Origin of the sequence: Pseudonocardia oroxyli (genome assembly GCF_900102195.1) — a bacterium.
GTDB classification, from domain to species: domain Bacteria; phylum Actinomycetota; class Actinomycetes; order Mycobacteriales; family Pseudonocardiaceae; genus Pseudonocardia; species Pseudonocardia oroxyli.
In genome coordinates, this window is record NZ_FNBE01000008.1 from 136694 (window position 1) to 161751 (window position 25058).

A 25058-nucleotide genomic window follows, 5' to 3' on the forward strand; every position below is an offset into this window, starting at 1 on the left:
ACCTTACCCGTCGGTAGCCCCGAATGTGTGACGGCGCGAGCGAGTTCGGTGAGCGTCGTCGGTCGGCGGGGCGCTCGACCGGGGGACGGCGCTGCGGAAGCGGCGCAGGCGGAGGCTGTTCGCGACCACGAACACGGAGCTGAACGCCATCGCCGCACCGGCGATCATCGGGTTGAGCAGACCGAGCGCGGCGAGCGGCAGCGCGGCCACGTTGTAGGCGAAGGCCCAGAACAGGTTGCCTCGGATGGTGCCGAGCGTGCGGCGGGCCAGCCGGATCGCGTCCACCGCGGCCAGCAGGTCGCCGCGGACGAGCGTGAGGTCGGAGGCCTCGATCGCCGCGTCCGTGCCGGTGCCCATGGCGAGCCCGAGGTCCGCGGTGGCCAGGGCGGCGGCATCGTTCACCCCGTCGCCCACCATGGCGACGGTGCGACCCTCGGCCTGCAGCCGCGCCACGACGGCGACCTTCTCCTCCGGCAGGACCTCGGCCACCACCTCGTCGATCCCGATCTCGGCGGCCACGGCGCGGGCCGCGGCGGTGTTGTCGCCGGTCAGGAGTACCGGCGTCAGGCCCAGGTCGCGCAGCGCGGCGACCGCCGCGGCACTCGTCGGCTTGACGGTGTCCGCGACGACGAGGACGCCCCGCGCCCGGCCGTCCCAGCTGACGCTGACCGCGGTGCGACCCGCGGCCTCGGCCCGCTCCGCGGCCTCGGCGAGCTCGCGGGGCAGCGTGATCCCGTACTCGGCGAGCAGCGACGGCCGCCCGACGAGCACGGCGTGGGCGATCACCCGGCCGGCCCCGCTCGCCGGGGTGAGCGGCGCGGCCCCGGTCGCGGCCCGCACCGGGTCCGGCAGGCCGGGGAGCTGGGCGAGCTCGGCGACCACGCCCTGCACACCCAGCCCGGGCCGGTTCTCGAAGTCCGACACCGCGGGCAGGCTGCCGAAGCGCTCGCGGCCCGCCGCGACGACGGCCCGCCCCACCGGGTGCTCGGAGCCGTCCTCGACGGCCGCGGCGAGCCGCAGGACCTTCTCCGCGGACTCCCGCGCGGCGGGCACGACCTCGACCAGCTTCATCCGGCCCGCGGTGACGGTGCCCGTCTTGTCCAGCACGATCGTGTCGACCCGCCGGGTGGACTCCAGCACCTCCGGGCCCTTGATCAGCACGCCGAGCTGCGCGCCGCGGCCGGTGCCGACCAGCAGCGCCGTGGGTGTGGCCAGCCCGAGCGCGCAGGGGCAGGCGATGATCAGTACCGCGACCGCCGCGGTGACGGCCGCCGCGACGCCCGCGCCGCTGCCGAGCCAGAACCCGAGCGTGCCCACCGCCAGGGCGATGACGATCGGGACGAACACGCCGGAGACCCGGTCCGCGAGCCGTTGGACGGCCGCCTTGCCGCTCTGCGCCTGCTCGACCAGCTGCGCCATCCGCGCGAGCTGGGTGTCCGCACCCACTCGCGTGGCGCGCACGACGAGCCGCCCGCCCTCGTTCACACAGCCGCCGACGACCGCGGAGCCGGGGGAGACCTCGGCGGGCACCGACTCGCCGGTGATCATCGAGACGTCCACGGCGGAGGTGCCCTCGACGACGTCTCCGTCCGTCGCGACCTTCTCGCCCGGCCGCACGATGAAGCGGTCCCCGACCCGCAGGTCCTCGACGGGGATGCGGCGCTCGGTCGGGTGGGCGGGATCGCCACCGAGCACCGCGACCTCCTTGGCGCCCAGCTCCAGCAGTGCGCGCAGGGCGGCGCCCGCGGTGCGCTTGGAGCGCGCCTCGAAGTACCGGCCCGCGAGCAGGAACGTGGTGACACCCGCCGCCACCTCGAGGTAGATCGCGTCCGTGCCGCCGCCGCGGTCGATCGAGAGCTCGAACGGGTGCGTCATCCCGGGCACGCCCGCCCCGCCCCAGAGCAGCGCGTAGAGCGACCAGGCCAGCGCGGCCAGGGTGCCCATCGAGATGAGGGTGTCCATGGTGGCGGCGCCGTGGCGCAGGTTGACGAACGCCGCGCGGTGGAAGGGGAGCGCCCCCCACACCACGACGGGCGCGGCGAGGGTCAGCGAGATCCACTGCCAGTAGGTGAACTGCCAGGCGGGCACCATCGCGAGCAGGACGACCGGCACGGCGAGCACCGTGCTGACGACCAGCCGCTCCCGCAGGGCGCGGGCGTGCTCGGCCGCCGGATCGGCCTGCTCCTGCGCCGGGGCGGACGGCGGCTTCGGCAGCTGCGCGGTGTACCCGGCGGACTCGACCGTGGCGACCAGGTCCTCGGGCGCGACGCCCTCGGGGTAGCTGACGGTGGCCTTCTCGGTCGCGTAGTTGACCGACGCCGTGACGCCGTCCATCTTGTTGAGCTTGCGCTCGACCCGGTTGGCGCAGGAGGCGCACGTCATCCCGCCGATCGCGAGCTCGATGCGCAGCGCGGACGGGTCGGTCTGGGCGTCGGTGGGGGCGCTCACGAGTGTCCTCCCGGGTGTCCCGTGCCGGGCGCGGCTCCGGCGGGCGTGCCGAACGTGGGCACGGTGAAGTCCACGAGGTGCTCCGCGCCGCCGTGGTGGAACCGCAGGTAGAGGCGGTAGACACCGTCCGTCGGCACGGTGGTGGTGAAGGCGATGCCGGGCCCGGAGTGATCACCCGGGGCGGCCTTCGTCTGGGCCTCGACGGGCACGACGGCGAGGTCCCCCGCCCGCAGCGCCACCACGTCGCCGAACGCCCCCCGGTCGGCCTCCAGGTCGGTGACCCCGCGGCCGTCCTTGCTGATCGTGGCGAACACCGCGGACGGCGCGCCCGGGCGCAGGTCGCCGTCGAGGCGCACGACGTAGTCGTCCACCTGGGCGGAGCGCGCGGCCGGGAAGTCCAGCGGCGCGAACTGTCCGGGGACCGACACGTCCGTGCCGAGCGTGGTGGGGACGCCGTCGACCGGCGTGAACTCGGTGATCACCCGCCAGGTGCCCGCGGTGGGCAGGGTCAGCGGCGCCGTCCAGGTCCCGTCCGGGGTGCGCTGCGGGTAGAGCGCCTGGAAGCCCGCCCCGTCCCGCCGGACCACGAGCGCACGCAGCTCCGCGCCGTCCGGGCGGGGTTCGAGGGCTGCGGCGGGCCGCCCGTCCGGCCCGGTGACCGCCAGGACCAGGTCGGTGACGCGGTCCGCGGCGAACGCGGGCGTGCTCACGCTGAGGGAGTACCCGGCGTCCGTGGCGGACAGTCCGGCGGCGGGCACCGGCGGGGCCGCCGCGGCCGCGGGCTCCCCGTGCTGCTCGACGGCGACGGGTGCGGTGAACTCCGGGCGCAGCACCGCGCCACCCGCCCAGGCCACCCCGAACACCACACCGAGGATGCCGACGTAGCCGCCCAGTCGAACCGCCGTGAGCATGCGCGCCTCCCTCTGCGAGTGTCCCCGTCCGATGTCGCCAACATACCATCGGGGGGTATCCGTGCCGTGCCGCGCGGGGGTGGTCGGGTGATCGCTCCGGGAGCGGTCCTGCGTGTCGTCCCGGGTGTCGTGGAGTGGCGGAGGCGACGCGAGGTGGCCGGCGGGCGCCGATTCTTGTCATGCTCGGGACATGGCCGCGCTCCCCCTCGTTCAGGCGAGGTCCACCTCCGGGACCCGCTGGGGCGAGCCCGGGGACCTCGCCGTCCTGCCCGCCCTGCCGGAGCACCAGCCGCCGTGGCCCGGTCGGCAGGTGACCTCGGGCGGGGTCACCCTGCACGTGCGCGAGACCTCCGGCGACGGTCCGGACGCCGTGTACGTCCACGGGCTCTCCGGTTCCGGCACGAACTGGACCGACCTCGCCGCCCTGCTGTCCACCCGGGTCACCGGCCACGCCGTCGACCTGCCCGGGTTCGGCTACACCGAGCCCGTGCCCTCCTGCGACTACACGCCCGCCGGACACGCGGACGCCCTGCTCTGCTGGCTGGCCGGGCGCGGCAGGCCGGTCCACCTGCTCGGCAACTCACTCGGCGGGATCATCGCCATGCTGGTGGCGGCCCGGCGGCCGGAGCTGGTGCGCACGCTCACCCTCGTCTCGCCCGCGATGCCCGACCGGCGCCCCGACCCGCGCCGCATGTCGGACCCCCGGATGGCGCTGGCCTGGATCCCGGGCCTCGGCAACAAGGCCCGCGCGCAGCTCGCCGCGATGACCCCGCGCGCCCGGGCCGAGGCCACGATGACGCTGTGCTTCGGCGATCCGACGCGCGCCACCGACGTCCGGCTCGACGAGACGGCCGAGGAGATCCGCGCCCGCGGACGGCAGCCCTGGGCCGGTCAGGCCATCGACCGGTCCGCGCTCGGCATGTTCCGCAGCTGGGTGGGCCCCGGGCTCTGGCGCGCGGCCGCGCGGGTGCCGGTCCCCACCCTCGTGCTGTGGGGCGACCGCGACCGGCTGGTCAGCCCGCGGTTGGCCGCCCGCACCGCCCGGACCTTCCCGGACGGGCGGTTGGTGCTGCTCGACGGGGTGGGGCACATCGCCCAGATCGAGACGCCGGATCGGGTCGCCGCGGCCGTCGCCGCCTTCTGGGAACATGTCGCGTGAGTAACGGGTTGCGCTAGAGCGACCGTCTATCAGCTTGGAGTGGGAAACATGGCGCTACCGCCGCTCGTGGAGCCGGCCGCCGAACTGACCAAGGACGAGGTGGAGCGCTACAGCCGCCACCTCATCATCCCGGACGTGGGGATGGCCGGTCAGAAGCGGCTGAAGAACGCGAAGGTGCTGGTCGTCGGCGCCGGCGGGCTGGGCTCGCCCGCGCTGCTGTACCTGGCGGCCGCGGGAGTGGGCACGCTCGGCATCGTCGAGTTCGACGAGGTCGACGCCTCGAACCTGCAGCGCCAGATCATCCACGGGCAGTCGGACGTGGGGCGGCCCAAGGCCGAGTCGGCGCGGGACTCCATCAAGGAGGTCAACCCGTACGTCGAGGTGCGCCTGCACCAGCTGCGGCTCGACTCCTCCAACGTGATGGACGTCTTCGCCGACTACGACCTGATCCTGGACGGCACGGACAACTTCGCCACCCGGTACCTGGTGAACGACGCCGCGGTGCTGTCCGGCAAGCCGTACGTCTGGGGTTCGATCTTCCGCTTCGAGGGTCAGGCCTCGGTGTTCTGGGAGGACGCCCCGGACGGGCTGGGCCTGAACTACCGGGACCTCTACCCCGAGCCGCCGCCCCCCGGCATGGTCCCGTCCTGCGCCGAGGGCGGCGTGCTGGGCGTGCTGTGCGCGTCGATCGGCTCGATCATGGTGAACGAGGCCATCAAGCTGATCACCGGCATCGGCGAGCCCCTGCTGGGCAGGCTGATGATCTACGACGCGCTGGAGATGACCTACCGCCAGGTCAAGATCCGCAAGGACCCGGACACCCCGAAGATCACCGAGCTGATCGACTACGAGGCGTTCTGCGGCACCGTGTCCGACGACGCGCAGCAGGCCGCGATCGGGAACACGATCACCGCCCTGGAGCTCAAGGAGATGATCGACGCGGGCAAGGACTTCGCCCTGATCGACGTCCGCGAGCAGAACGAGTGGGACATCGTCAACATCCCCGGCGCGCAGCTGATCCCGAAGGACCGCATCCTCTCCGGTGAGGTGCTCTCGGAGCTGCCGCAGGACAAGCCGATCGTGCTGCACTGCAAGTCCGGTGCCCGCTCGGCGGAGGCCCTGGCCGTGCTGCACAAGGCGGGCTTCTCCGACGCCGTGCACGTCGGCGGCGGGGTCCTGGCCTGGATCAAGCAGGTCGAGCCGGACAAGCCCACGTACTAGGCACGTCCGCCGAACCGCCCGTGTCCCGAGGGGGAGACGGGCGGTTCGTCGTTTCCGCGAGTCCCGCACTTCGGACCCGCGGGTCGTCCGCGGTGATGACACGTGACACCTTCTCGGCATTGGATGTGCTTTACCTCACATTGCTGCAACCTTTTCCGTTGCTGTTGGTGAGCGAGGCAAGTGATAGGCCAACAGTGCGTAGTCAATTGCGCCGTTTGCGTTATCGATCTACTCCATGTCTCCCTGTCGGCGCCTCGTCGCCCCTGATTCGGCTGGGTAGCGTCCCGCTCCCGCGCGGCGATTGATCGTCCGAGCAGGAGGGAGTGGGCTGTGGCGGAGTGGTCGACGGACGGTGCGGGTCGGAACCGAGCGGTGTGCGCGTTGCCGGGGTGCGACCTGGAGGTCGAGTCGGCGCCCGGCCGCCCCGAGCGGCTCTACTGCAGCGCCTCGCACCGCCTCGCCATGCGCAGGCTCCGCCGGGCCGCGGCGCACGCGGCGGAGGACCCCACGGTCGTCGACACCCTTCCCTGGCTGCGGGAGCCGATCCGGTCGAGCCCGCGGCGGCCGGACCCGACGGGTGGTCGCGAGACCGGGCCCGCACCGGTCGCCGCCGAATCGGAGGGGCGGGCGTCGGCGGACGCCGCACCGCCGGTCGACCGGCCCGCCCGCTCGGCGTGGCGGAACGCGATCGCGCGGAACCGTCGCGCGGTCGCGGTGCTGGGGGCGACCGCGGTCGTCCTGGGCGGGTACGCCGCGACGCTCGGCCCGCCGGACGCGACGCCGCCGCCCGCGGTGTCCGCCCCGACGTCCGAGGAGACGTGGGCCGGGCAGGCGGAGCTGGCGCTGGCCTCGGTCACCGGGCAGCTGGAGAGCCTCGCCGCGGCGCAGCAGGAGTGGGCGGCCTCGCCCGCGGCGCGGGAGAACGGCCCCCGACCGCCCGCGGTGCGCCGCATGGAGCAGCGCCGACAGGTCCTCGAACAGCAGAAGGCCACGCTGCAGTCGCAGCTCGAGGGCTACCGCGAGCTCGAACGCAGCGCGGACGAGCTGCGACGGGCCGACGAACAGCTCGCCGCCATCGACGGGTTGCTCGCCGCCGACACCGGCCGCGACCAGGCGTGGTCCACGGCCCTGGCCGAACAACGCGAGCTGCGCGGCCGACACCGCGACGGCGTGCAGCAGCAGGTCGCGACCCTCCGGGAGGGCGTCGACGTCGCGGTCCGCACCCCGCTTCCCGACGAGCGGTCGGAGACCGGGCGGACCGCGCAGGTCGCCGAGGAGGTGCGGGCCCTCGGTGAGGGGCGCCCCACCCCGGCGCCGTCCCCGACGACGGCCTCCCGTCCGCCGCTGGCGCAGGGCCGCGAGGAGGAGCAGAACCCGGGCGTCCCGGTCGGGACCAGCGGCCCGCCCGACCCCCGCGGCCCCCAGGACGAGTCCACCGAACGCGATCGCCCCGCCCCCGAGCGCCGCCCCGCCGCCGAGGGCGCGGGCCGCGGCGGCGCTGTGGGCGGTGCCGGGCGTGGTGCCGGGGAGGCGGTCTCGGGTGCCGGACGTGGTGTGGGTGAGGCGGCCGAGGGTGTGGGTCGCGGAGCGGGTGAGGCGGTCGGCGGTGCTGGGCGTGGTGCCGGCGAGGCGGTGTCGGGTGCCGGGCGTGGTGTGGGTGAGGCGGCCGGGGGTGTGGGTCGCGGTGCCGGTGAGGTGGCTGGCGGCGCCGGGCGCGGCGTCGGTGAGGCTGCGGAGGGTGTGGGTCGTGGGGCCGGAGAGGCGGTCGGCGGCGCCGGACGCGGTGTCGGCGGCGCGGTGTCCGGTGCCGGGCGCGGCACGGGCGAGGCCGCGGAGGGTGTGGGTCGCGGTGCCGGTGAGGTGGCCGGCGGTGCCGGGCGGGGTGCCGGTGAGGCGGTGTCCGGTGCCGGGCGCGGGGTGGGCGAGGCTGCGGAGGGTGTGGGTCGCGGTGCCGGTGAGGTGGTCGGCGGTGCCGGGCGCGGTGTCGGGCAGACCGTCGACGGGGCCGGTCGCGGGTTGGGCGACGCGGTCGAGGGAGCGGGTCGCGGGCTCGGCGAGGCCGTGAGCGGCGGGCGTGATCGCGCCGACTCCGGGCAGGCAGCCGGCGGGGCGGACGCTCGCCCGACACGCGCGGGCGCGGACGGTCGCCCGGCAGGCGCTGCCGGCTCCGACGCGGCGCCGTCCGCAGCGCCCCGAACCGACGGTGCCCGGATCAACGGTGCCCAGTCCAACGGTGCCCAGTCCAACGGTGCCCAGTCCAACGGTGCCCAGTCCAACGGTGCCCAGTCCAACGGTGCCCAGTCCAACGGTGCCCAGTCCAACGGTGCCCGGGCCGACAGGTCCGCGGCGACAGCGGCGCAGTCGGGCGGGGGCACGGCGCAGGGACAGGGAGGTGCCGCCGGCCCCTCCGCTGCCGTGGCCGAGGATCGTCCTGCTGCTCCGGACGCGAGCACGGGGCGGACGCAGCCGTCCGCCCCGGATCGCGCGGACCAGCCTCGGTCCGGCGCGCCGGCGTCGGTCCCGGTCGCGCCGGCCGGGACGGCGGCGCCGGGGGTGGCGTCGGCCGTCGCCGGTCCCATGGTCCGGTCGATGACCTCCTCGTTCGCGGCGCCAATGGTCGAGGCTGCCCTGCGTGACGCCGACCGGCGGATCGCCGAGGAGGGGGCGGCCCGCACCGTCGACCAGCGCTCCACCGGCAGCACCTCGCCCGGCGACGAGCGCGCGACGTCCGGTTCCGGGAGCGCGAACGGCGCCACCGGAAGCCGGAACGGAGAGTCGGGCGACGGCTCGACCGCGACCACCTCTCGGAGCGGGCCGGGCACGAACCAGGACGAGCGCACCCGCGCCACGACGACGCGGGCCACGGCCTCGCACGACGGCGCGAGCACCACCTCCGAGCGCAGGAGCTCGGACGGCAGCGGCAACTCGAACCGCAGCGGCTCCGAGGGCAGCGAGTCTCACGGAAGCCGCTCCGGCAGCAACAGCTCGGGCGGCGGCTCCGGCAGCAGCGGCACCGAGCGCAGCGGCTCGGAGGGCGGCGACTCTCGCAGCAGTGGTTCGGACAGCAGTCGCTCCGGCGGCAGCAGCTCGGACCGCAACAGCTCGGACCGCAACAGCTCGGACCGCAACAGCTCGGACCGCAACAGCTCGGAGGGCAGCGACTCTCACACCAGCACCTCGGGCGGCAGCCATTCCGGCAGCAGTGGCTCGGACCGCAGCGGCTCGGACCGCAGCGGCTCGGACCGCAGCGGCTCGGACCGCAGCGGCTCGGACCGCAGCGGCTCGGACCGCAGCGGCACGGACCGCAGCGGCTCTCGCGGCAGCGGGTCCAACGGCAGCGGGTCCAACGGCAGCGGCTCCGGCAGCGGTGGCTCGGACCGCAGCGGCTCGGAGGGCAGCGACTCTCGCAGCAGTGGTTCGGACAGCAGCGACTCCCCTGGCAGCGACTCGCGTAGCAGCGGCTCCGACGGCGGCGGCTTCGACGGTGCCACCGGCGGGAACGGCGGCGCCTCGGACTGGAGCCGGATCGTCGCCGACAGCACCGCCGGCGGCTGAAGTCACTCCCGCGTGGCACCTCGGATCCGCAGGACGGCGCAGGTAGCGTGGCCGCCGTGACCGCAGCACCCACGGCCCCGCAGGCGGCAGCCCTCCCCGAGCACGTCCGCGTCGCGTTCGGGGTCAAGGATGCCGTCCCGCGCCCGGTCGTCTGGGCGGGTCAGCGCGCCTGGCACTGCGACGAGGTGCTGCTGCGTCCGGTCGCCGACAACGCCATGGCCGCGTGGTCGGCGGGCGTCCTGGAGAACCTCGACGTCGAGGCCGTGCGGCTCGCCCGCCCGGTCCGCTCGTCGGACGGCCGGTGGGTCGTGGCGGGCTGGGCCGCCTCCCGCTTCCTGGCCGGTGCCTCCGAGCCCCGCCACGACGACGTCGTCTCCGCCAGCCTCCGCCTGCACGCCGCGACCGCCACGGTCCAGCGGCCCCGGCTGCTCGACAGCCGAGACGACCTGCTGGCCCGCAGCGCGGCGGCCGCCTTCGGGGAACGCCGCTTCGCCCTCGACGACGCGGCGGGCGGCCGCCTGTTCGGCGAGCTCGCGGCGCACCGCCGCCCCATGAAGTCCCCACCGCAGGTCGTGCACGGTGAGCTGTTCGGCGCCGTGCTCTTCGACGGCGACGGCGTGCCCGTGGTCCTCGACCTGGTCCCGTTCTGGCGCCCGGCCGAGTGGGCCGCCGCGGTCGTCGTGGTCGACGCGATCGCCTGGGGCGGCGCCGACGAGGGGCTGATCGACCGCTGGGCCCACCTCGACGAGTGGCCGCAGGCGCTGCTCCGCGCGGCCCTCTACCGGCTGGCGCTGCACGCCCAGCACCCCGACGCGTCGGCGCGCAGCGTGGCCGGCCTCGAACGCGTGGCCGGGCTGGTGTCCGCCCGTCTGTAGGTCCCGCCGCGGGGTGGATGTTGAGTTCTGGTTACCGTGATCGCGCTCGCGAGCTGCGGCCTCGATGATGTCGCAGGATGTGCCGATGAGCGCCCCCACCACCGATGACGAGGCACCCGTGCCCGCGCTCGCCGGGTTCACGGTCGGCGTGACCGCCGCTCGCCGTGCCGAGGAGTTGGGCACGATGCTGGAGCGCCGTGGCGCCACGGTGCGCCACGGGCCCTGCATCCGGATTGTGCCGCTGGCGGACGACACGGACCTCCAGGCGCGGACCCGCGACCTCATCGGCAGGCCGCCGGACGTCACCGTCGCGACGACCGGGGTCGGTTTCCGCGGGTGGGTCGAGGCCGCGGCGGGCTGGGGTGTGGGGGAGCAGCTGCTCACGGCCCTCGGCACCAGCCGCATCCTCGCCCGCGGACCCAAGGCGCGGGGGCAGATCCGCGCGGCGGGGCTGAGCGAGGTGTGGTCGCCTGCGTCCGAGTCCTCCGCCGAGATGCTGGACCACCTGTTGGCGGAGGGGGTCGCCGGGCAGCGCATCGCGGTCCAGCTGCACGGGGAGCCGCTCCGACACGTCGTCGAGGCCCTCGAGCGCGCGGGCGCCGAGGTCGTCACGGTCCCGGTGTACCGGTGGATGCTGCCGGTCGACCCGGTACCGATGGACCGGCTCACCGACGCCGTCCTGGCCGGCGCGATCGACGTCCTGACCTTCACCAGCGCGCCCGCCGCGAGCGCGCTGCTCGCCCGGGCGGGGGAGCGCGGCCTTCGGGACGACCTGCTCGCCGCCCTCCGGACGACGGTCCGCGTGCTGTGCGTGGGGCCGGTCACCGCGGCCCCGCTGGAGGCTCTCGACGTGCCGACCTGGCAACCGGCGCGGTCGCGGCTCGGGGCGATGGTCCGCACGCTCGAGTCCGCCGCGCCCTCCCTGGTTCGGCGGCTGCCGGTGGCAGGGCACGTCCTGGAGCTGCGCGGCGACGCCGTGCTGGTCGACGGCGAGCTGAAGACCGTCCCTCCGGCCGGGATGGCGGTGCTGCGGGCGCTGGCCTGCCTGCCCGGGCGGGTGGTCCCCCGGGAGGAACTGGTGCGGGCCCTGCCCGGGGGCGATCACGACGTCGAGTCGGCCGTGGCCCGGCTGGGGGCCTGGCTCGGCCCTGCGACGCTGATCCGGACGGCGGACGAGCGCGGGTATCGCCTCGCAGTGGACCCTGCCGTGGACCCCGCCGTGGACCCCTCCCGATACGACGACCAGCACGGCGAGGAGCGGTGAAGCGGGTGGTGCGCCGCCGCCCGGCCGACCTCCGTCCGCTCCCGGAACCCCAGGCCCGCGACCGGGTCGCCGCCCCGGGCCCGCCGTGGGAGTCCACCGTCCTGCCGACCAGCGGGGGACCGCGCTGAGGGCGCGCGCCCTCACGGTTCTCGGCGGGAACGGAATGCCTTCGGCAGCCGCCCGCCCTCCACCAGGATCCCCTCGGCCCGGAGCCGCGCGGCCTGCTCCTGCGCGACGTGCGGCGCGCAGGTCCCGTCCGCCCGCAGCACACGGTGCCAGGGCAGGTCGTGCCCGTCCTCGCGGAGCACCCGCCCGACCAACCGCGCCCGCCCCGGCAGGCCCGCCTCGGCGGCCACGGCGCCGTACGTGCTCGTGGTGCCCGCCGGGATGGCCGCCACCGCCGCCCGGATCCGCTCGTGCGCAGCCTCGTCCATCACGCCTCCCCGCTCACTCCCCGACGAAGTCGCCGATCAGGGCCGCCGACTCCGCGGGCCGCTCCAGGTAGACCATGTGCCCGGTGTCGACCCGTTGCACGGTGAGCGAGTCGCCGAGCTCGGCGGCGCAGGCCGCGAGCCACTCGTCGGACACGAAGTCCGCCTTGGTGGCGGGCAGGACCAGCGTGCGGGTGCCCGCGGGCGGGATTGCGGCGGGCCGGGCCATCTCGCTCCAGGCGCCGATCACCGAGGCGCGCGAGTAGCGCCAGGACCATACGCCGCCCTGCTCCTCGAGGTGGGCTTCGACCTCCGCGTCCACCCAGCGGTCCGCCACGCCCTCCCAGCTCTCGGCCTTGGCCGCCCGCGCGGCGGCGCGATCGGGGTACGACTCGTCCGGACGCGTCTCCTCCGCCGTCTCCAACATGTCCTGGGGGTCCAGCCCCAGCGCGGGATCGACCAGCACGAGGCACTCCACCCGCGCGGGCGCGGCCCGGGCCAGGTGCACGGCGATCGCCCCGCCGAAGGAGTGCCCCACGACCGCGGCCCGCTCGATCCCCTGCGCGTCCAGCACCGCGAGCGCGTCCGCCACGTGCTGCTCGAGCCGCCACGGCGGCGCCCACGGCGACCGGCCGTGTCCGCGCAGGTCCGGGGCGACCCAGCGCAGGTGCGGGAGTTGCTCGGTGAGCGGGCGGAAGCGCAGCCCGTGCCCGGTGACGCCGTGCAGGGCGAGCACCGGCGGCCCGGCGGGATCACCGGTCAGGTGGACGTGCAGGGGTTCGACCATGCGGTGATCGTGCCATCCGGCTCGACCGTGAACCTCCGCGTGCGGCGTGCCGGACCCGAGTTGTCCACAGAAACCGGCACCTGTGGACACCGCCGTCACGATGTCGGTGGCACGTGGTTGCATCGACGCCGTGACGACACCCGACTCCCGTCCGCCTGTCGGCGGCGGCCGCGCCCCCGCGGCGGAGGGCCCACTGCTCGTGCGGCCCGCGCGGTCGCCGCGGCCTGCGCCCGAGTGGAGCGGGGCCGCGCGGCGGGTGGTCGACCACCACACCGGGCCGCTGCGGGTGCTGGGCGGACCCGGCACCGGGAAGACCACGCTGCTCGCCGCGAACGTCAGCGGGCGGATCCGCGCCGGGGTCGACCCGGGGCGGATCCTGGTCCTGGTCGGCAGTAGGCGCGCCGCAGCCGACCTGCGCGAACAGCTGGTCCGGGCCGTGGTGCCGGCGGAGGGGGGCCTGCACGGCACCACCCGCGAGATGCTGGTGCGCACGGTGCACTCCTACGCGTTCGGGATCATGCGCCTGCACGCCGCGCGGGCGGGCGATCCACCGCCGCGCCTGCTGGCGGGCGCGGAACAGGACGCGGTGGTCCGTGACCTCCTGGCCGGTGAGCTGGCGAACTGGAACGGGTCGGTGCCCGGCTCCGACTGGCCGGACCGGGTGCGGGCCGCGCTCGCGGTACCCGCCTTCGCGGGAGAGTTGCGGGAGCTGCTGTTGCGGGCCGAGGAACGCGGGCTGGGCCCCGAGGAGCTGCTGGCGCTCGGGACCCGCCACGGCGTGCCGGAGTGGGAGGCCGCGGGCCGGTTCTTCCGCACCTACGAACAGGTGATCCTGTTGCGCGGCGCCGCGGGTCGGGCCGCCCCGCAGGCCACCGCCCCCGCCCTCGACTCCGCGGAGCTGGTCGCCGCGGCGCTCGACGCGCTGGCCTTCGACCCCGACCTGCTCGCCGCCGAGCGGGAGCGGGTCCGCCACCTCTACGTCGACGACGCTCAGGACCTCGATCCGCAGCAGCTCGAGCTGGTGCGGGTGCTGGCGCGCACGGCCACGAGTGCGTGGATCGCGGGGGACCCGGACCAGGCGGTCCTCGGGTTCCGCGGCGCCGAGCCGGAGGGTCTGCGGGCGCTCGAGGCGCCCACGGAGATCCTCACGGTCGACCATCGCCAGCGAGACGCGGTGCGTGCCGCCGGGTCCCGGCTGGCCTCCCGGCTGTCCGGTTCCGGGGAGGCGCGGCTGCGGATCGCGCCGCCGGACACCGAGCTCGCCGACCCGGGCGCGGTCCTGGTCCGCACGTTCACCTCCGCGGCCACCGAGGCGGCCTGGATCGCCGACCGGCTCCGCCGCGCCCACCTGCTCGAGGGGGTGGCGTGGTCGGACATGGCGGTGCTGTCGCGCTCCGCGCGGCGGACCCTGCCCGCGCTGCGACGGGCCCTGGTCGCGGCGGGCGTGCCGATCGCGGCGCCGCCCGAGGAGCTGCCGTTGGCCCGCCAACCCGCGGTGGTGCCGTTCCTGCTGATCCTGCGCGCCGCCACCCGCCCCGACACCCTCGACGCGGACGCCGCCACCGCCCTGCTCACCTCCGCGGTCGGCTCGGGCGATCCCATGCGCATGCGCCGGCTCCGCCGTGGGCTGCTGCGTCTCCACGCCGCCGCCCGCCGCCACGGCGCGGACGATCCCTGGAGCCCCCCCGCCCCGCCTCCGGGCGATGCCCAAGCCGCGACGGACAGCGCGGACAGCATGGACGGCGCGGACAGCGCGGACAGCGCGGACAGCGCGGACAGCACGGACAGCGCGGATAGCACGGACAACACGAACAACACGAACAACACGGACAGCACGGACAGCACCCCAGGCGATCCCGACGAGCCCGACTCGGCGCGCACCCGAGCGGCGGCGGAGTGGGCCCCGACTGCGGAGGACGCGGAGCGGGCCGGGTCCGACCCGCTGCTGGTGGCGGCGCTGCGGGCGGCGGCGCGGGGGAGGCCGGACCCGCTCACCGCCCTCCCACCCGGCGACTCCGCGCCCTTGCGCGCAGTGTCCGCCCTCCTCGCCACCGCGGCGGCGGCCGCCAAGGAGGGCGGGAGCGTGGAGGAGGTGCTCTGGCAGGTCTGGCAGCGGTCGGGCCTGGCTCGGCGCTGGGCAGGCGCCAGCGCGCGCGGTGGCCCGGTCGGTGCCGCGGCGGACCGTGACCTCGACGCGGTCCTCGCCCTGTTCGACGCGGCGGCCCGCTACACCGACCGGCTCCCGGGTGCGGACGTCGCCGGCTTCGCGGAGTACCTCGGTGACCAGCACCTCCCCGGGGACACCGGAGCAGTCGCGGCGCCGCGCGAGGAAGCGGTCGCCCTGCTGACCGCGCACGCCGCGCGCGGGCGGGAGTGGGAGGTCGTCGCGGTGCCGAGCGTGCAGGAGGGTGCGTGGCCCGACCTGCGCCTGCGCGGCAGCCTGCTGGGCAACGAACGGCTGGTGGACGTCGTGGCGGGCGTGGCGGAGCCCGGCGAGGGCGTGTCCCGCACGGCGCCCCTGCTGGCCGAGGAGCGCAGGCTGTTCTACGTCGCCTGCACCCGGGCCAGGCGGACCCTGCTGGTCAGCGCGGTGCACGCGGAGGACGAACAGCCCTCTCGCTTCCTCGACGAGCTGGACCCGCTGCCTGCGGACGCGACGGAGGGGCGCCTGCCCACCCGGCCCGGGCGCGCCCTCGTGCTCGCCGAGCTGGTCGGGGAGCTGCGCCGGGCGGTCGCCGAACCGGACCACGGGGACCCGGAGCGGGTGGCCCGGCGCAGGCGGGCCGCATTGCAGCTCGCCCGGCTCGCCGCCGACAAGGTTCCCGGCGCGCACCCGGAGGACTGGTACGGCGTGGCCGAGCCGTCCAGCGGGGACCCGCTGCGCCCGCCCGGTGAGGTCGTGCCGGTCTCGCCGTCGGACGTCGAGCGGATCCTCGCGTGCCCGCTGCGGTGGGTCCTCGAACGGCACGGCGGGGCCGAGGTCGGGGCGCTGTCCGCCGTGACCGGCTCGCTGGTCCACGCGCTGGTCCAGGCGGGCGCCGCGGGGGCGCCATCGGAGGAGATCGACGCCGCGCTGCGCACCGCCTGGGCCCGGCTCGACGCGGGCGCGCCCTGGTACGGCAGGCGCGAGCTGGAGCGGGTGCGCGGGATGCTGGCCGGGTTCGACCAGTGGCTTCGCGAGAGCCGCGAGGCGGGGCTGCGGCTGCTCGCCGTCGAGCATCCCGTGCAGCTCGACATCGAGGGGGACGCCCCCGGCGCGGTCGAGGTGGGCGAGCCCCGGCCCACCATCCGGCTGCGCGGGCGGGTCGACCGCCTGGAGGTGGACGACCGGGGCAGACCCGTCGTGGTGGACGTCAAGACCGGCAAGACCGCGGTCAGCGCGGCGTCGGCGGCCGAGCACCCGCAGCTGGCGGTCTACCAGCTGGCGGCCACGCTCGGTGCGTTCTCCGAGCTCGTCGGGGAGGGGGCGGAGCCGGGCGGGGCGCGCCTGGTCTTCGTGGCCGACCGCAGGTCGGGATCGCCGAAGGAGCGCGACCAGGAGCCGCTCGAGGGGGAGGCGGTCGGGCACTGGCTCGGGGAGGTCCGCCAGGCGGCGGGCCGCACGGCCGGGCCGTCCTATGTGGCGCGGGTCGGGCCGGACTGCGACCGTTGCCCCGTTCGGACTAGTTGCCCGGCGGTCGAGTCCGGTCGGCCGGTGGTCGACCCGTGAGCCGACCGGCGGCAGTCCTCGACCGTTGTGGGCGGCCCGGCACACCGAGCGCACCGGGCACGCCGTTCGAGGGCCGATGCGGGTCGGAGCCCTGCGGACCCGGTACCGTTCGGCCCGCATCCCCCGCGTTCCCCCTGTCCTGTCGCGTACCGGCGCTCCCCGCCTCCGGTGCGCCCCGAGGAGGCTCCCCCGGTGTCCCGCCCGCGTTCCCGAGTTCTCGCCGTCGCCGCTGCCGGTGTCCTCACCGTGCTGCTGGCCGCCTGCGGGTCCGCGGCGGAGCCGGAGCTGACTCCGTCGCCGGACTCCCAGGGGGCCGCGCTGGCGGCGCCCACGACCACGGTCCCGCCGCCGCCCACCACCACGGTGGCGCCGACGACCACACCGAAGCCGACGACCACGCCCCCGCGGACCACCACCCCGAAGCCCAAGCCCGCCGCGGCCGTGCACCAGGCGGATCCGGTGCCGGGCGTCGCCTGGGCGCCCGCGGGTGGCGACGAGTTCTCCGGGGGCGCGATCAGCGGGCAGTGGAACGTCTACGACTCCGTCGGCGCCTTCAACAACGGCCGCCGCACCCCGGACGCGGTGACCGTCGGCGATGGGCTGTTGACCATCACCGGCCGGTCGGCGGACGGTGGGACGTCGGGTGGCATCGGGATGAAGTCGGGCCAGCTCTACGGCCGCTGGGAGTTCCGGGCGCGCACGGACAAGGGCGTCGGGTTCGGATCGGCGATCCTGCTCTGGCCGGACTCGGAGAAGTGGCCGGACGACGGCGAGCTGGACATGATGGAGGTCCCGAGCCCCGAGCGGAACCTCGCCCACACGATCATCCACTGGGGTGCGGACAACCAGACCTTCGGCGGCTCCACGCCGGGGGACTTCTCGCAGTGGCACACGTTCGCGTTCGAGTGGCTGCCCGACCGGCTCACGATGTACGTCGACGGGGTCAAGACCTGGGAGTCGCTGGACAAGGCGATGATCCCGACCAAGCCGATGCACGCCACGATCCAGCTGGACCAGGGCCCGGCCCCGGGCTGGCTCGGCGCCCCGGTCGAGGGCGCCCCGGACATCCGGCTCCAGGTCGACTACCTGCGGATCTCGAGCCTGCCCGGGCAGCCCGTCTGAACCGTCGGGCCCCTGCGGTAGACAGGTCACCGTGACAGTCGCCGCCGGTCCGCTCCCGCCCGCGGTCCTCGCGCGGGCGCTGGGCCTGCACCCGCCGACGGAGGAACAGGCCGCGGTGATCGCGGCACCCGCCGAGTCGGCGCTGGTCGTGGCCGGTGCGGGTGCGGGCAAGACGGAGACGATGGCGGCCCGCGTCGTCTGGCTCGTCGCGACCGGCCAGGTCCTGCCGGAGCAGGTGCTCGGCCTGACCTTCACCCGCAAGGCGGCGCAGCAGCTCGGCACGCGCGTCCGGTCCCGGCTGCGCCGCCTGGCGGGGTCCCCGCTGCTCGACGAGTTGGATCCCAGCGGGGCCCGCCGCGCGGCCCTGCTCGCGGGCGAGCCGACCGTCGCGACGTACCACGCCTATGCCGGGCGGCTGGTGTCCGAGCACGCCCTGCGGCTGCCCGCGGAACCGGCGTCCCGGCTGCTGGGGCAGACGGCCTCCTGGCAGCTGGCGCACCGGGTGGTCAGCTCGTGGGCGGCGGACCTGGAGGTCGACCGCGTCCCGGCGACGGTGACCGGTTACCTGTTGGCGCTGGCGGGGGAGTTGGGGGAGCACCTCGTCGAGCCGGAGCGGCTGCGGCGCTTCACCCTGGAGCTGCTCGAGCTGATGGAGACGGCGCCGCCCGCGAAGCGCCAGCGCGCCGAGCCCGCGCAGAAGTACAAGGACAAGATGTCCGCCCAGCGGCTGCGCATCGAGCTGTTGCCGCTGGTCGAGGAGTACGCGCGGCGCAAGGCGGCCGAGCGGGCGATGGACTTCTCCGACCAGCTCGCGATCGCCGCGCGGGTCGCCGAGGCCCGGCCCGAGGTCGGGGAGATCGAGCGCGGCCAGTACCGCGCCGTCCTGCTCGACGAGTACCAGGACACCGGACACGCCCAGCGGGTGCTGCTGCGGGCGCTGTTCGGTCGCATCCCCGGCGAGCCGGTGCGCGCGGACACCCTCGCCGTCACCGCCGTCGGCGACCCCTGTCAGTCGATCTACGGCTGGCGCGGGGCCAGCGCGGGCAACCTCGCCCGCTTCCGCACCGACTTCCCGGCCCCGGGCGGCGAGCCCGCCGCCCAGTACGGCCTGCTCACCAGCTTCCGCAACCCCGCCGAGGTGCTCGACCTGGCGAACGTCGTGTCCGAGCCCCTGCGGGAGGACGTGGGGGCGCTGGTCCCGGGCCCGACGGCGGCGCCAGGAGATGTGCGCGTCGCCCTGCATTCGACCGTCCTGGAGGAGGTCGCGTGGGTCGCGGACGGGATCGCCGAGCAGTGGCGGGCCCGGGCGGAGGCCGGCACGTCGCCCCCGACCAGCGCGGTGCTGGTCCGCCGCCGCGGAGACATGGACGCGCTCGCCGCCGCGCTGCGCGACCGCGGGCTCCCGGTCGAGGTCGTCGGGCTCGGCGGGCTCCTCGACACACCCGAGGTGCGCGACCTGGTCAGTGCGTTGAAGATCGTCGCGGACCCGCTGTCCGGCCCCTCCGCCGTCCGGCTGCTGACGGGTGCGCGCTGGCGGCTCGGCGTCGCCGACCTGGCCGCCCTGTGGGAGCGGGCCCGCGAGCTGGTCCCCCCGCTGCCCGCCCGGCATGGTCCGCTGCCGCCCGCCGAGCTGGCCCTCGGCGCGCTGCCGGGCGAACAGGCGGAGCTGGCGGGCCTGGTCGACGCGCTGGACGACCCGGGCCCGCCCGAGCAGTACTCCGCGGCCGGGTTCGCCCGGATCCAGCGGCTCGCGCGCGAGCTGTCGTGGCTGCGGTCGCGGGCGTCGGCGCCCTTGCCGGACCTGGTGGCGGACGTCGAGCGGGTGCTGCTGCTGGACGTCGAGACCGCCGCCCGGCCCGGCCCGGCGGGCCGCGCGCACCTGGACGCGTTCGCGGACGTCGTGGCGGACTTCGCGGCGGGTGCGGAGGTGTCGAGCCTGCCGGCGCTGCTGGACTACCTGGACACCGCCGAGCAGGCCGAGGACGGGCTCTCACCCGGCGAGGTCGAGGTCGCGGAGGACCGGGTGCAGATCCTGACGGTGCACGCGGCGAAGGGCCTTGAGTGGGAGGTCGTGGCGGTCCCGCACCTGGTCACCCAGGTGTTCCCGGGTCGGAAGATGTCCGGCAGCTGGATCACGAACGTCGCCGAGCTGCCCGTCCCGCTGCGGGGGGACGCGGACGACCTCCCCGGCCTGTACGTGCCGCCGGCGCCGGACCGCAAGCAGGTCGAGCTCGCCCTGGACGAGCACGAGTCCGGGCTGGAGGCGCGCCGCAAGACCGAGGAGCGCAGGCTCTTCTACGTCGCGCTCACCCGGTCCGAGCGCGTGCTGCTGTGTTCCGGGCACCAGTGGGGCGCCACCGGGTCCACACCGCGTGGGCCCTCGGAGTTCCTCGCCGCGATCGCCGCCGTCACCGCCCCGGAGATCTGGGCGGACCCGCCGGAGGAGGGCGCGGAGAACCCCGTGCTCGCCCGCGAGGTCACCGCCGAGTGGCCCGCGGACCCGCTCGGGGCCCGGTCGGCGGCGGTGCACGAGGGCGCGGACCTCGTCCGGGAGGCGATCAGGGCCCGCGAACGGGCCCGGCGCAAGGCCAGGCGGCAGGACGAGAACCAGCTGAGCCTGGAGATCGAGGAACCCGAGGACCCGGACCCCGAGGGTTGGGCCGCGGACGTGGACGTCCTGCTGGCCGAGCGTGCGGCCGGGGTCGCCCGCCCCACCGTCGCGCTGCCCGGGCAGGTCAGCGTCAGCCAGCTCGTCGAGCTGGCGGCGGACGAGGCCGCGTTCGCGGCGGGGCTGCGCCGCCCGTTGCCGCTGCAGCCGAACCCGCACGCGCGGCGGGGCACGGCGTTCCACGCCTGGCTGGAGCAGCGCTTCGGCGCGGAGAAGCTGCTGGACGTCGACGAGCTCCCCGGCGCCGCGGACGACGAGGCGGCGGGCGATGCGGCACTGGAGGAGCTGCAGGAGGCGTTCCTCGGCAGCGCCTGGGCGGACCGAGTGCCGGTCGAGGTGGAGGTCTCGTTCGAGACGGTGCTCGCCGGCGTGGCGGTGCGGGGCCGGATGGACGCGGTGTTCGCGGACCCCGACGGCGGCTTCACGGTCGTCGACTGGAAGACCGGCGCGGTGCCGGAGGCGGACCGCTGGCACGCCGTCGGCGTCCAGCTGGCGATGTACCGCCTGGCCTGGGCCGATCTGGCCGGGGTGGAGCCCGCCCGCGTCCGAGCGGCGTTCCACTACGTGAAGGAGAACGCCACCCTCAACCCGGCCGACCTGATGACGGAGCGCGAACTTGAGTCCCTGCTCAGACCCCGTGAGTGGCGATAGTCGCTCTGGCGACTATCGCCACTCACGGGTCTCAGTGGGCGACCGCCTTCTCCGCGCCTGCGCCGGTGAGCGAGCGGACCTCCATCTCGGCGGCGCGCTTCGTGTCGGACTTCTCCTTCGACAGCACCGTGCCCAGGTAGCCGAGCAGGAAGGACAGCGGGATCGAGACGAGGCCCGGGTTGTCCAGCGGGAACCAGTGGAAGTCCACGCCCTGCAGCATCGACGCGCTCCGGCCCGTGGTCGGGTTGACCGGCTTCCCGGACACGACCGGCGAGAAGATGATCAGGACCAGGGTGATCGCCAGACCGCCGTAGATGCTCCACAGCGCGCCCTGGGTGTTGAACCGCTTCCAGAACAGCGAGTAGAGGATCGTCGGCAGGTTCGCGCTGGCGGCGACGGCGAAGGCCAGCGCCACGAGGAATGCGATGTTCTGCCCGTTGGCCAGGATCCCGCCGAGGATGGCGACGATGCCGATCACCACGGCCGTTCGGCGGGCGACCTTGACCTCGGTGGTCGACTCGTCCTGCACCTGGCCGTGCTTGATCACGTTCACGTAGATGTCGTGGGCGAACGAGGCCGACGCCGTGATCGTCAGCCCGGCGACGACGGCGAGGATGGTCGCGAACGCCACCGCCGCGATGATGCCGAGCAGGACGGTGCCACCGAGCTCGTAGGCGAGCAGTGGGGCGGCGGAGTTGGCCGCACCCGGCGCGGCGCGGATCGCCTCCGGCCCGACGAGTGCGCCCGCGCCGAAGCCCAGGACCAGGGTGAACAGGTAGAACAGCCCGATCAGCCAGATCGCCCAGACGACCGAGCGGCGGGCCTCCTTGGCGGTCGGCACGGTGTAGAAGCGCATCAGGATGTGCGGCAGACCGGCGGTACCGAGCACGAGCGCGAGGCCGAGGGACACGAAGTCCAGGCGGGTCGTGCCGCTGGCGCCGTACTGGGCGCCCGGGGCGAGCAGCTTGGTGCCTGCCTGACCGGCGCGGGCCACGGCGTCGTTCATCAGCGACGACAGGTTGAACCCGTACAGCGAGAGCACCCAGAGGGTCATGATCCCGGCGCCCGCGATGAGCAGGACGGCTTTGATGATCTGCACCCACGTCGTGCCGCGCATGCCGCCGATCAGCACGTACGCGATCATGACCGCCCCGACGACGGCGATGACGATGCTCTGCCCGGTCGTGCTGCGGATGTCCAGCAGCAGGGCCACGAGCCCACCCGCACCGGCCATCTGGGCGAGCAGGTAGAAGAAGGACACCGCGAGCGTCGAGGTGGCGGCGGCGGCCCGGACCGGGCGCTGCCTCATCCGGAAGGCGAGGACGTCGCCCATCGTGAACTTGCCGGTGTTGCGCATCAGCTCCGCGACCAGCAGCAACGCCACCAGCCAGGCGACGAGGAAGCCGATCGAGTAGAGGAAGCCGTCGTAGCCGTAGAGCGCGATGGCGCCCGCGATGCCGAGGAACGACGCCGCCGACAGGTAGTCGCCGGAGATCGCGATGCCGTTCTGGGCGCCGGAGAAGCCGCCGCCCGCGGTGTAGAAGTCCGAGGCGCTGGCCGCGGCCTTGCGCCTGCTCACGTAGATCACCACGCCGAGCGTGATGACCACGAAGACGCTGAAGATCGCGATGTTCAGGATGGGGTTCGAGCCCTCGATGGAGGACCCCTGCGCCAGAGTCACAGCGTGCCTCCCTCGATCTCCTCACGGATGGCCGTGGCGTGCGGGTCGAACCGCTTGTCGGCCCACCGCACGTACCAGGTGGTGATCGCGAAGGTGGACACGAACTGCAGCAGGCCGAGGATCAGGCCGATGTTGATGGCGCCGACCACGGGGATCGCCATGAACGCGGGCGCGTAGCTGGCCAGCAGGACGTAGGCCAGGTACCAGGTGAGGAACGCCGCGGCGACCGGGAACACGAAGCGCCGCAGCCGACTGCGCAGCGCCTGGAACTCCGGGCTCGCCTGGACCGTTTCCCAATCGGGCTGAGCCCTCTCGGGTTCCGTCTTGCCGGACGGAGTCTCTGTGCTCACGGTGCCTCCTCGCACGGTGGGATGCGCCCAGGAAAGGGGCTTCCCGCGCGGCGCGGAAGTAACCCACGACACACCGCAACCCTCACCGACGAACGGCCGACGAACGGTCGGGATCCGAGACGAACGGTGACGTCTCGTCGAGGTGCAGACGGAGCATCGCGGCATCGGAACCGGGTGCCGGACGGCCGCGCAGCGAGACCGCGATCATGGTCAGGAAGGCCAGCGGGACGGAGAACAACGCGGGCTGGCCGAGCAGCAGCGCGGCGAGGCCGGGCTCGGGCCGCAACACCAACCCGAGCGCCATCACCCCCGCGCTCGAGAGCAGCCCGATCGCCATCCCCGCGAACGCGCCGCGCGCGGTGAGCCGCCGCCACCAGATCCCGAGCACCAGCATCGGGCAGAAGGTCGACGCCGCCACCGCGAACGCCGAGGTCACCACCGCCCCGACGTCGATCCGCACGGCGGGCAGCGCACACAGCACGATGACGCCCGCGGCGAGCAGCGCGGTCAGCCGCAGCCTGCGCAGCGAACCGGGCAGCAGGTCGTGGGCCACCGCGCCCGCCAGCGCGAGCAACAGCCCCAGCGAGGTGGCGAGGAACGCGGCGAAGGCGCCCGCGGTGAGCAGCGCCGTGAACAGGTCACCCGCCACTCCGCCGTCCACCCGGGACGGCAGCGCGACGACCGCGGTGTCCGTCGCCCCGGACAGGTACAGCTCCGGCAGCAGCACGGACCCCAGCAGCCCGTACACCACCGTGAACACGTAGAAGGAACCCAACAGCCCCACCGTGATCGCGGCGGTGCGGCGCGCGGCGCGCCCGTCCGGGCTGGTGTGGAACCGGACGATCACGTGCGGCAGCCCCATCGTGCCCAGGGCCGTGGCGACCAGGATCGACCAGGTGGCCAGCAGGGGGTGGCCGTTGCCGCCGTCGAGCAGGGGGCGCTGCCAGGTGTCGCTGCCGGGCAGGGCCACCCCCGCGATCTCCGGCACCGCCGCCCCCGCCGGGAACACCCAGGTGGCCTCCCCGGGCGCGACGTGCTCGCCGGGCGGCAACGTCGTCGGGACCCCCTGGGCGACGACGGTCACGGGCGCGGTGACCTGCAGCCGGGTGTCGAGCCGGAACGTCACCGACGTGGGCTCGGGGAAGATCGAGTACTCCGCCGGGCGCAGGGCCTCGGCACGGGTCTCGGCGCCGACCGCGACCAGCAGCCACACCGCCGGGACGATGAACAGCACCAGCTTGAGGACGAACTGGAACGCCTGCACGTAGGTCGCCGCGCGCATCCCGCCGAGGGCGAGCGTGATGCTCACCGCGGCGCCCGCGACCACGATGCCCACCCAGTACGGGGCGCCGCTGACCAGCGTCAGGACCTGGCCCGCCGCGGTGAACTGGGGGACCAGGTAGAGGCCTGCGATCACCAGCACGACGACCGCCGAGAACCGCCGCAACCGCACCGACCCGAGCCGGGCCTCGGCGAAGTCCGGCACCGTCAGCGCGCCCGTGCGGCGCATGGGTGCGGCGACCAGCACGAGCATCAACAGGTAGCCCGCGGTGAACCCGACCGGGTACCAGAGCGCCCCGACGCCGTTCTTCACCACGAGCCCCGCGATGCCCAGGAAGGACGCGGCGGACAGGTACTCGCCGCTCACCGCCGCCGCGTTCAGGGTGGGCGACACCCGGCGGGAGGCGACCAGGAAGTCCGACGTCGAGCGCATCGCGGCCACCCCGCGCGCGCCGATCAGCAGGGTGGCCAGGACGACGGGGACGACGGCGAGCGCGATCACTCGACCCGCTCCGCGCGGCGCAGCTGCACCCAGGCCAGCGTCGCGAGCACGGGGTAGGGCAGGACGGCGACGGCCAGCCACACCACGGGCATGTCCCCGAGCCGCCAGTCCCGGGGCAGCAGGTCGAGCAGGGCGGGCAGCCCGACCAGGAGCAATGCGGCCCCGACCAGCGTGCCCGCCGCGACCCGCAGCTGCGCCCGGCGCACCCGGCGGGCACGGGCGAGCGCCTCGGCGTCGAGCGAGGTCACGGGCCCGGCCCGCCGCGTGGCCAACGCCATCCGGGTCTGGGGCGAGGTGACGGCCACGCGTTTTCCGCGACTCACGCCCGCCCCCGGCCCCACTGACGCTTGGGACGCCCAAGCGCCATGCAGCGACGCTTGGGCCGCCCAAGCACCGGGCCCCACTGACGCTTGGGCCGCCCAAGCACCACAGAGCGACGCTTG

At 75.2% G+C, this 25058-nt stretch carries 16 protein-coding genes and 1 pseudogene; 9 read left to right on the forward strand and 8 right to left on the reverse strand.

What is annotated here, in order from left to right; all coding sequences use genetic code 11:
• Window positions 1–3 precede the first annotated feature (3 nt).
• Both BLS43_RS14110 and BLS43_RS14115 read right to left on the reverse strand, forming a co-directional pair.
• Complete coding sequence (locus BLS43_RS14110) at window positions 4–2382, reverse strand: heavy metal translocating P-type ATPase (RefSeq protein WP_093084297.1); 2379 nt, start codon at window positions 2380–2382, stop codon at window positions 4–6.
• 62 nt (window positions 2383–2444) lie between these two features.
• Window positions 2445–3359 (reverse strand): hypothetical protein, encoded by a 915-nt coding sequence (locus BLS43_RS14115; protein WP_093083958.1) that lies wholly within the window; start codon window positions 3357–3359, stop codon window positions 2445–2447.
• Between the two features lie 190 nt (window positions 3360–3549).
• Here BLS43_RS14115 and BLS43_RS14120 point away from each other — a divergent pair, with 190 nt between their 5' ends.
• The 6 genes and pseudogenes from BLS43_RS14120 (at window position 3550) to BLS43_RS31675 (ending at window position 11561) form a co-directional block, all read left to right on the forward strand.
• Window positions 3550–4518: an alpha/beta fold hydrolase gene (locus BLS43_RS14120; protein ID WP_093083961.1), complete on the forward strand. Its 969-nt coding sequence runs from the start codon at window positions 3550–3552 to the stop codon at window positions 4516–4518.
• Between the two features lie 48 nt (window positions 4519–4566).
• Complete coding sequence (gene moeZ, locus BLS43_RS14125) at window positions 4567–5739, forward strand: adenylyltransferase/sulfurtransferase MoeZ (protein ID WP_093083963.1); 1173 nt, start codon at window positions 4567–4569, stop codon at window positions 5737–5739.
• Window positions 5740–7979: 2240 nt separating this feature from the next.
• A pseudogene (locus tag BLS43_RS32015) lies at window positions 7980–8375 on the forward strand (hypothetical protein); the annotation flags it as partial.
• A gap of 975 nt (window positions 8376–9350) precedes the next feature.
• Entirely contained in the window at window positions 9351–10169 is an 819-nt protein-coding gene (locus BLS43_RS14135) for a TIGR02569 family protein (RefSeq protein ID WP_093084300.1), read from the forward strand.
• A gap of 85 nt (window positions 10170–10254) precedes the next feature.
• Window positions 10255–11433 carry a uroporphyrinogen-III synthase gene (locus tag BLS43_RS14140; protein WP_093083968.1) on the forward strand — a complete coding sequence of 393 codons (1179 nt, stop codon included), beginning with the start codon at window positions 10255–10257 and terminating at the stop codon, window positions 11431–11433.
• Complete coding sequence (locus BLS43_RS31675; protein ID WP_281245834.1) at window positions 11430–11561, forward strand: hypothetical protein; 132 nt, start codon at window positions 11430–11432, stop codon at window positions 11559–11561. The genes BLS43_RS14140 and BLS43_RS31675 overlap by 4 nt, the downstream gene beginning before the upstream one ends.
• Window positions 11562–11573: 12 nt before the next feature.
• On the opposite strand, the gene BLS43_RS14145 is transcribed toward BLS43_RS31675, so the two are convergent.
• Complete coding sequence (locus tag BLS43_RS14145) at window positions 11574–11867, reverse strand: MGMT family protein (RefSeq protein ID WP_093083971.1); 294 nt, start codon at window positions 11865–11867, stop codon at window positions 11574–11576.
• A gap of 13 nt (window positions 11868–11880) precedes the next feature.
• On the reverse strand, window positions 11881–12651 hold the full coding sequence (locus tag BLS43_RS14150; protein ID WP_093083974.1) for an alpha/beta fold hydrolase: 771 nt from the start codon (window positions 12649–12651) through the stop codon (window positions 11881–11883).
• A 130-nt stretch (window positions 12652–12781) separates the two neighbouring features.
• Here BLS43_RS14150 and BLS43_RS31680 point away from each other — a divergent pair, with 130 nt between their 5' ends.
• The 3 genes from BLS43_RS31680 (at window position 12782) to BLS43_RS14165 (ending at window position 20801) form a co-directional block, all read left to right on the forward strand.
• Window positions 12782–16360 (forward strand): ATP-dependent helicase, encoded by a 3579-nt coding sequence (locus BLS43_RS31680; RefSeq protein ID WP_281245835.1) that lies wholly within the window; start codon window positions 12782–12784, stop codon window positions 16358–16360.
• Between the two features lie 192 nt (window positions 16361–16552).
• Window positions 16553–17482 (forward strand): glycoside hydrolase family 16 protein, encoded by a 930-nt coding sequence (locus tag BLS43_RS14160; protein WP_143030046.1) that lies wholly within the window; start codon window positions 16553–16555, stop codon window positions 17480–17482.
• 31 nt (window positions 17483–17513) lie between these two features.
• Window positions 17514–20801 (forward strand): ATP-dependent helicase, encoded by a 3288-nt coding sequence (locus BLS43_RS14165; protein WP_093083980.1) that lies wholly within the window; start codon window positions 17514–17516, stop codon window positions 20799–20801.
• A 31-nt stretch (window positions 20802–20832) separates the two neighbouring features.
• Here BLS43_RS14165 and BLS43_RS14170 read toward each other — a convergent pair whose 3' ends face one another.
• From BLS43_RS14170 to BLS43_RS14185, 4 genes are all read right to left on the reverse strand, one after another.
• Window positions 20833–22482, reverse strand: coding sequence for a solute symporter family protein (locus BLS43_RS14170; RefSeq protein WP_093083982.1), 1650 nt, complete (start codon window positions 22480–22482; stop codon window positions 20833–20835).
• A complete protein-coding gene (locus BLS43_RS14175; RefSeq protein WP_245707491.1) occupies window positions 22479–22832 on the reverse strand; it encodes a DUF485 domain-containing protein in 354 nt (117 codons plus the stop codon). The genes BLS43_RS14170 and BLS43_RS14175 overlap by 4 nt, the downstream gene beginning before the upstream one ends.
• A gap of 82 nt (window positions 22833–22914) precedes the next feature.
• Window positions 22915–24615, reverse strand: coding sequence for a sodium/solute symporter (locus BLS43_RS14180; RefSeq protein ID WP_245707492.1), 1701 nt, complete (start codon window positions 24613–24615; stop codon window positions 22915–22917).
• On the reverse strand, window positions 24612–24920 hold the full coding sequence (locus BLS43_RS14185) for a hypothetical protein (protein WP_245707493.1): 309 nt from the start codon (window positions 24918–24920) through the stop codon (window positions 24612–24614). Before BLS43_RS14185 ends, BLS43_RS14180 begins: the two co-directional genes overlap by 4 nt.
• Window positions 24921–25058: the final 138 nt, after the last annotated feature.

Coding starts and splice junctions, on each gene's coding strand:
- BLS43_RS14110 (WP_093084297.1), bottom strand. CDS start 2,382: ATGACGTGCGCCTCCTGCGCCAACCGGGTCGAGCGCAAGCTCAACAAG.
- BLS43_RS14115 (WP_093083958.1), bottom strand. CDS start 3,359: ATGCTCACGGCGGTTCGACTGGGCGGCTACGTCGGCATCCTCGGTGTG.
- BLS43_RS14120 (WP_093083961.1), top strand. CDS start 3,550: ATGGCCGCGCTCCCCCTCGTTCAGGCGAGGTCCACCTCCGGGACCCGC.
- moeZ (WP_093083963.1), top strand. CDS start 4,567: ATGGCGCTACCGCCGCTCGTGGAGCCGGCCGCCGAACTGACCAAGGAC.
- BLS43_RS14140 (WP_093083968.1), top strand. CDS start 10,255: ATGAGCGCCCCCACCACCGATGACGAGGCACCCGTGCCCGCGCTCGCC.
- BLS43_RS14145 (WP_093083971.1), bottom strand. CDS start 11,867: ATGGACGAGGCTGCGCACGAGCGGATCCGGGCGGCGGTGGCGGCCATC.
- BLS43_RS14150 (WP_093083974.1), bottom strand. CDS start 12,651: ATGGTCGAACCCCTGCACGTCCACCTGACCGGTGATCCCGCCGGGCCG.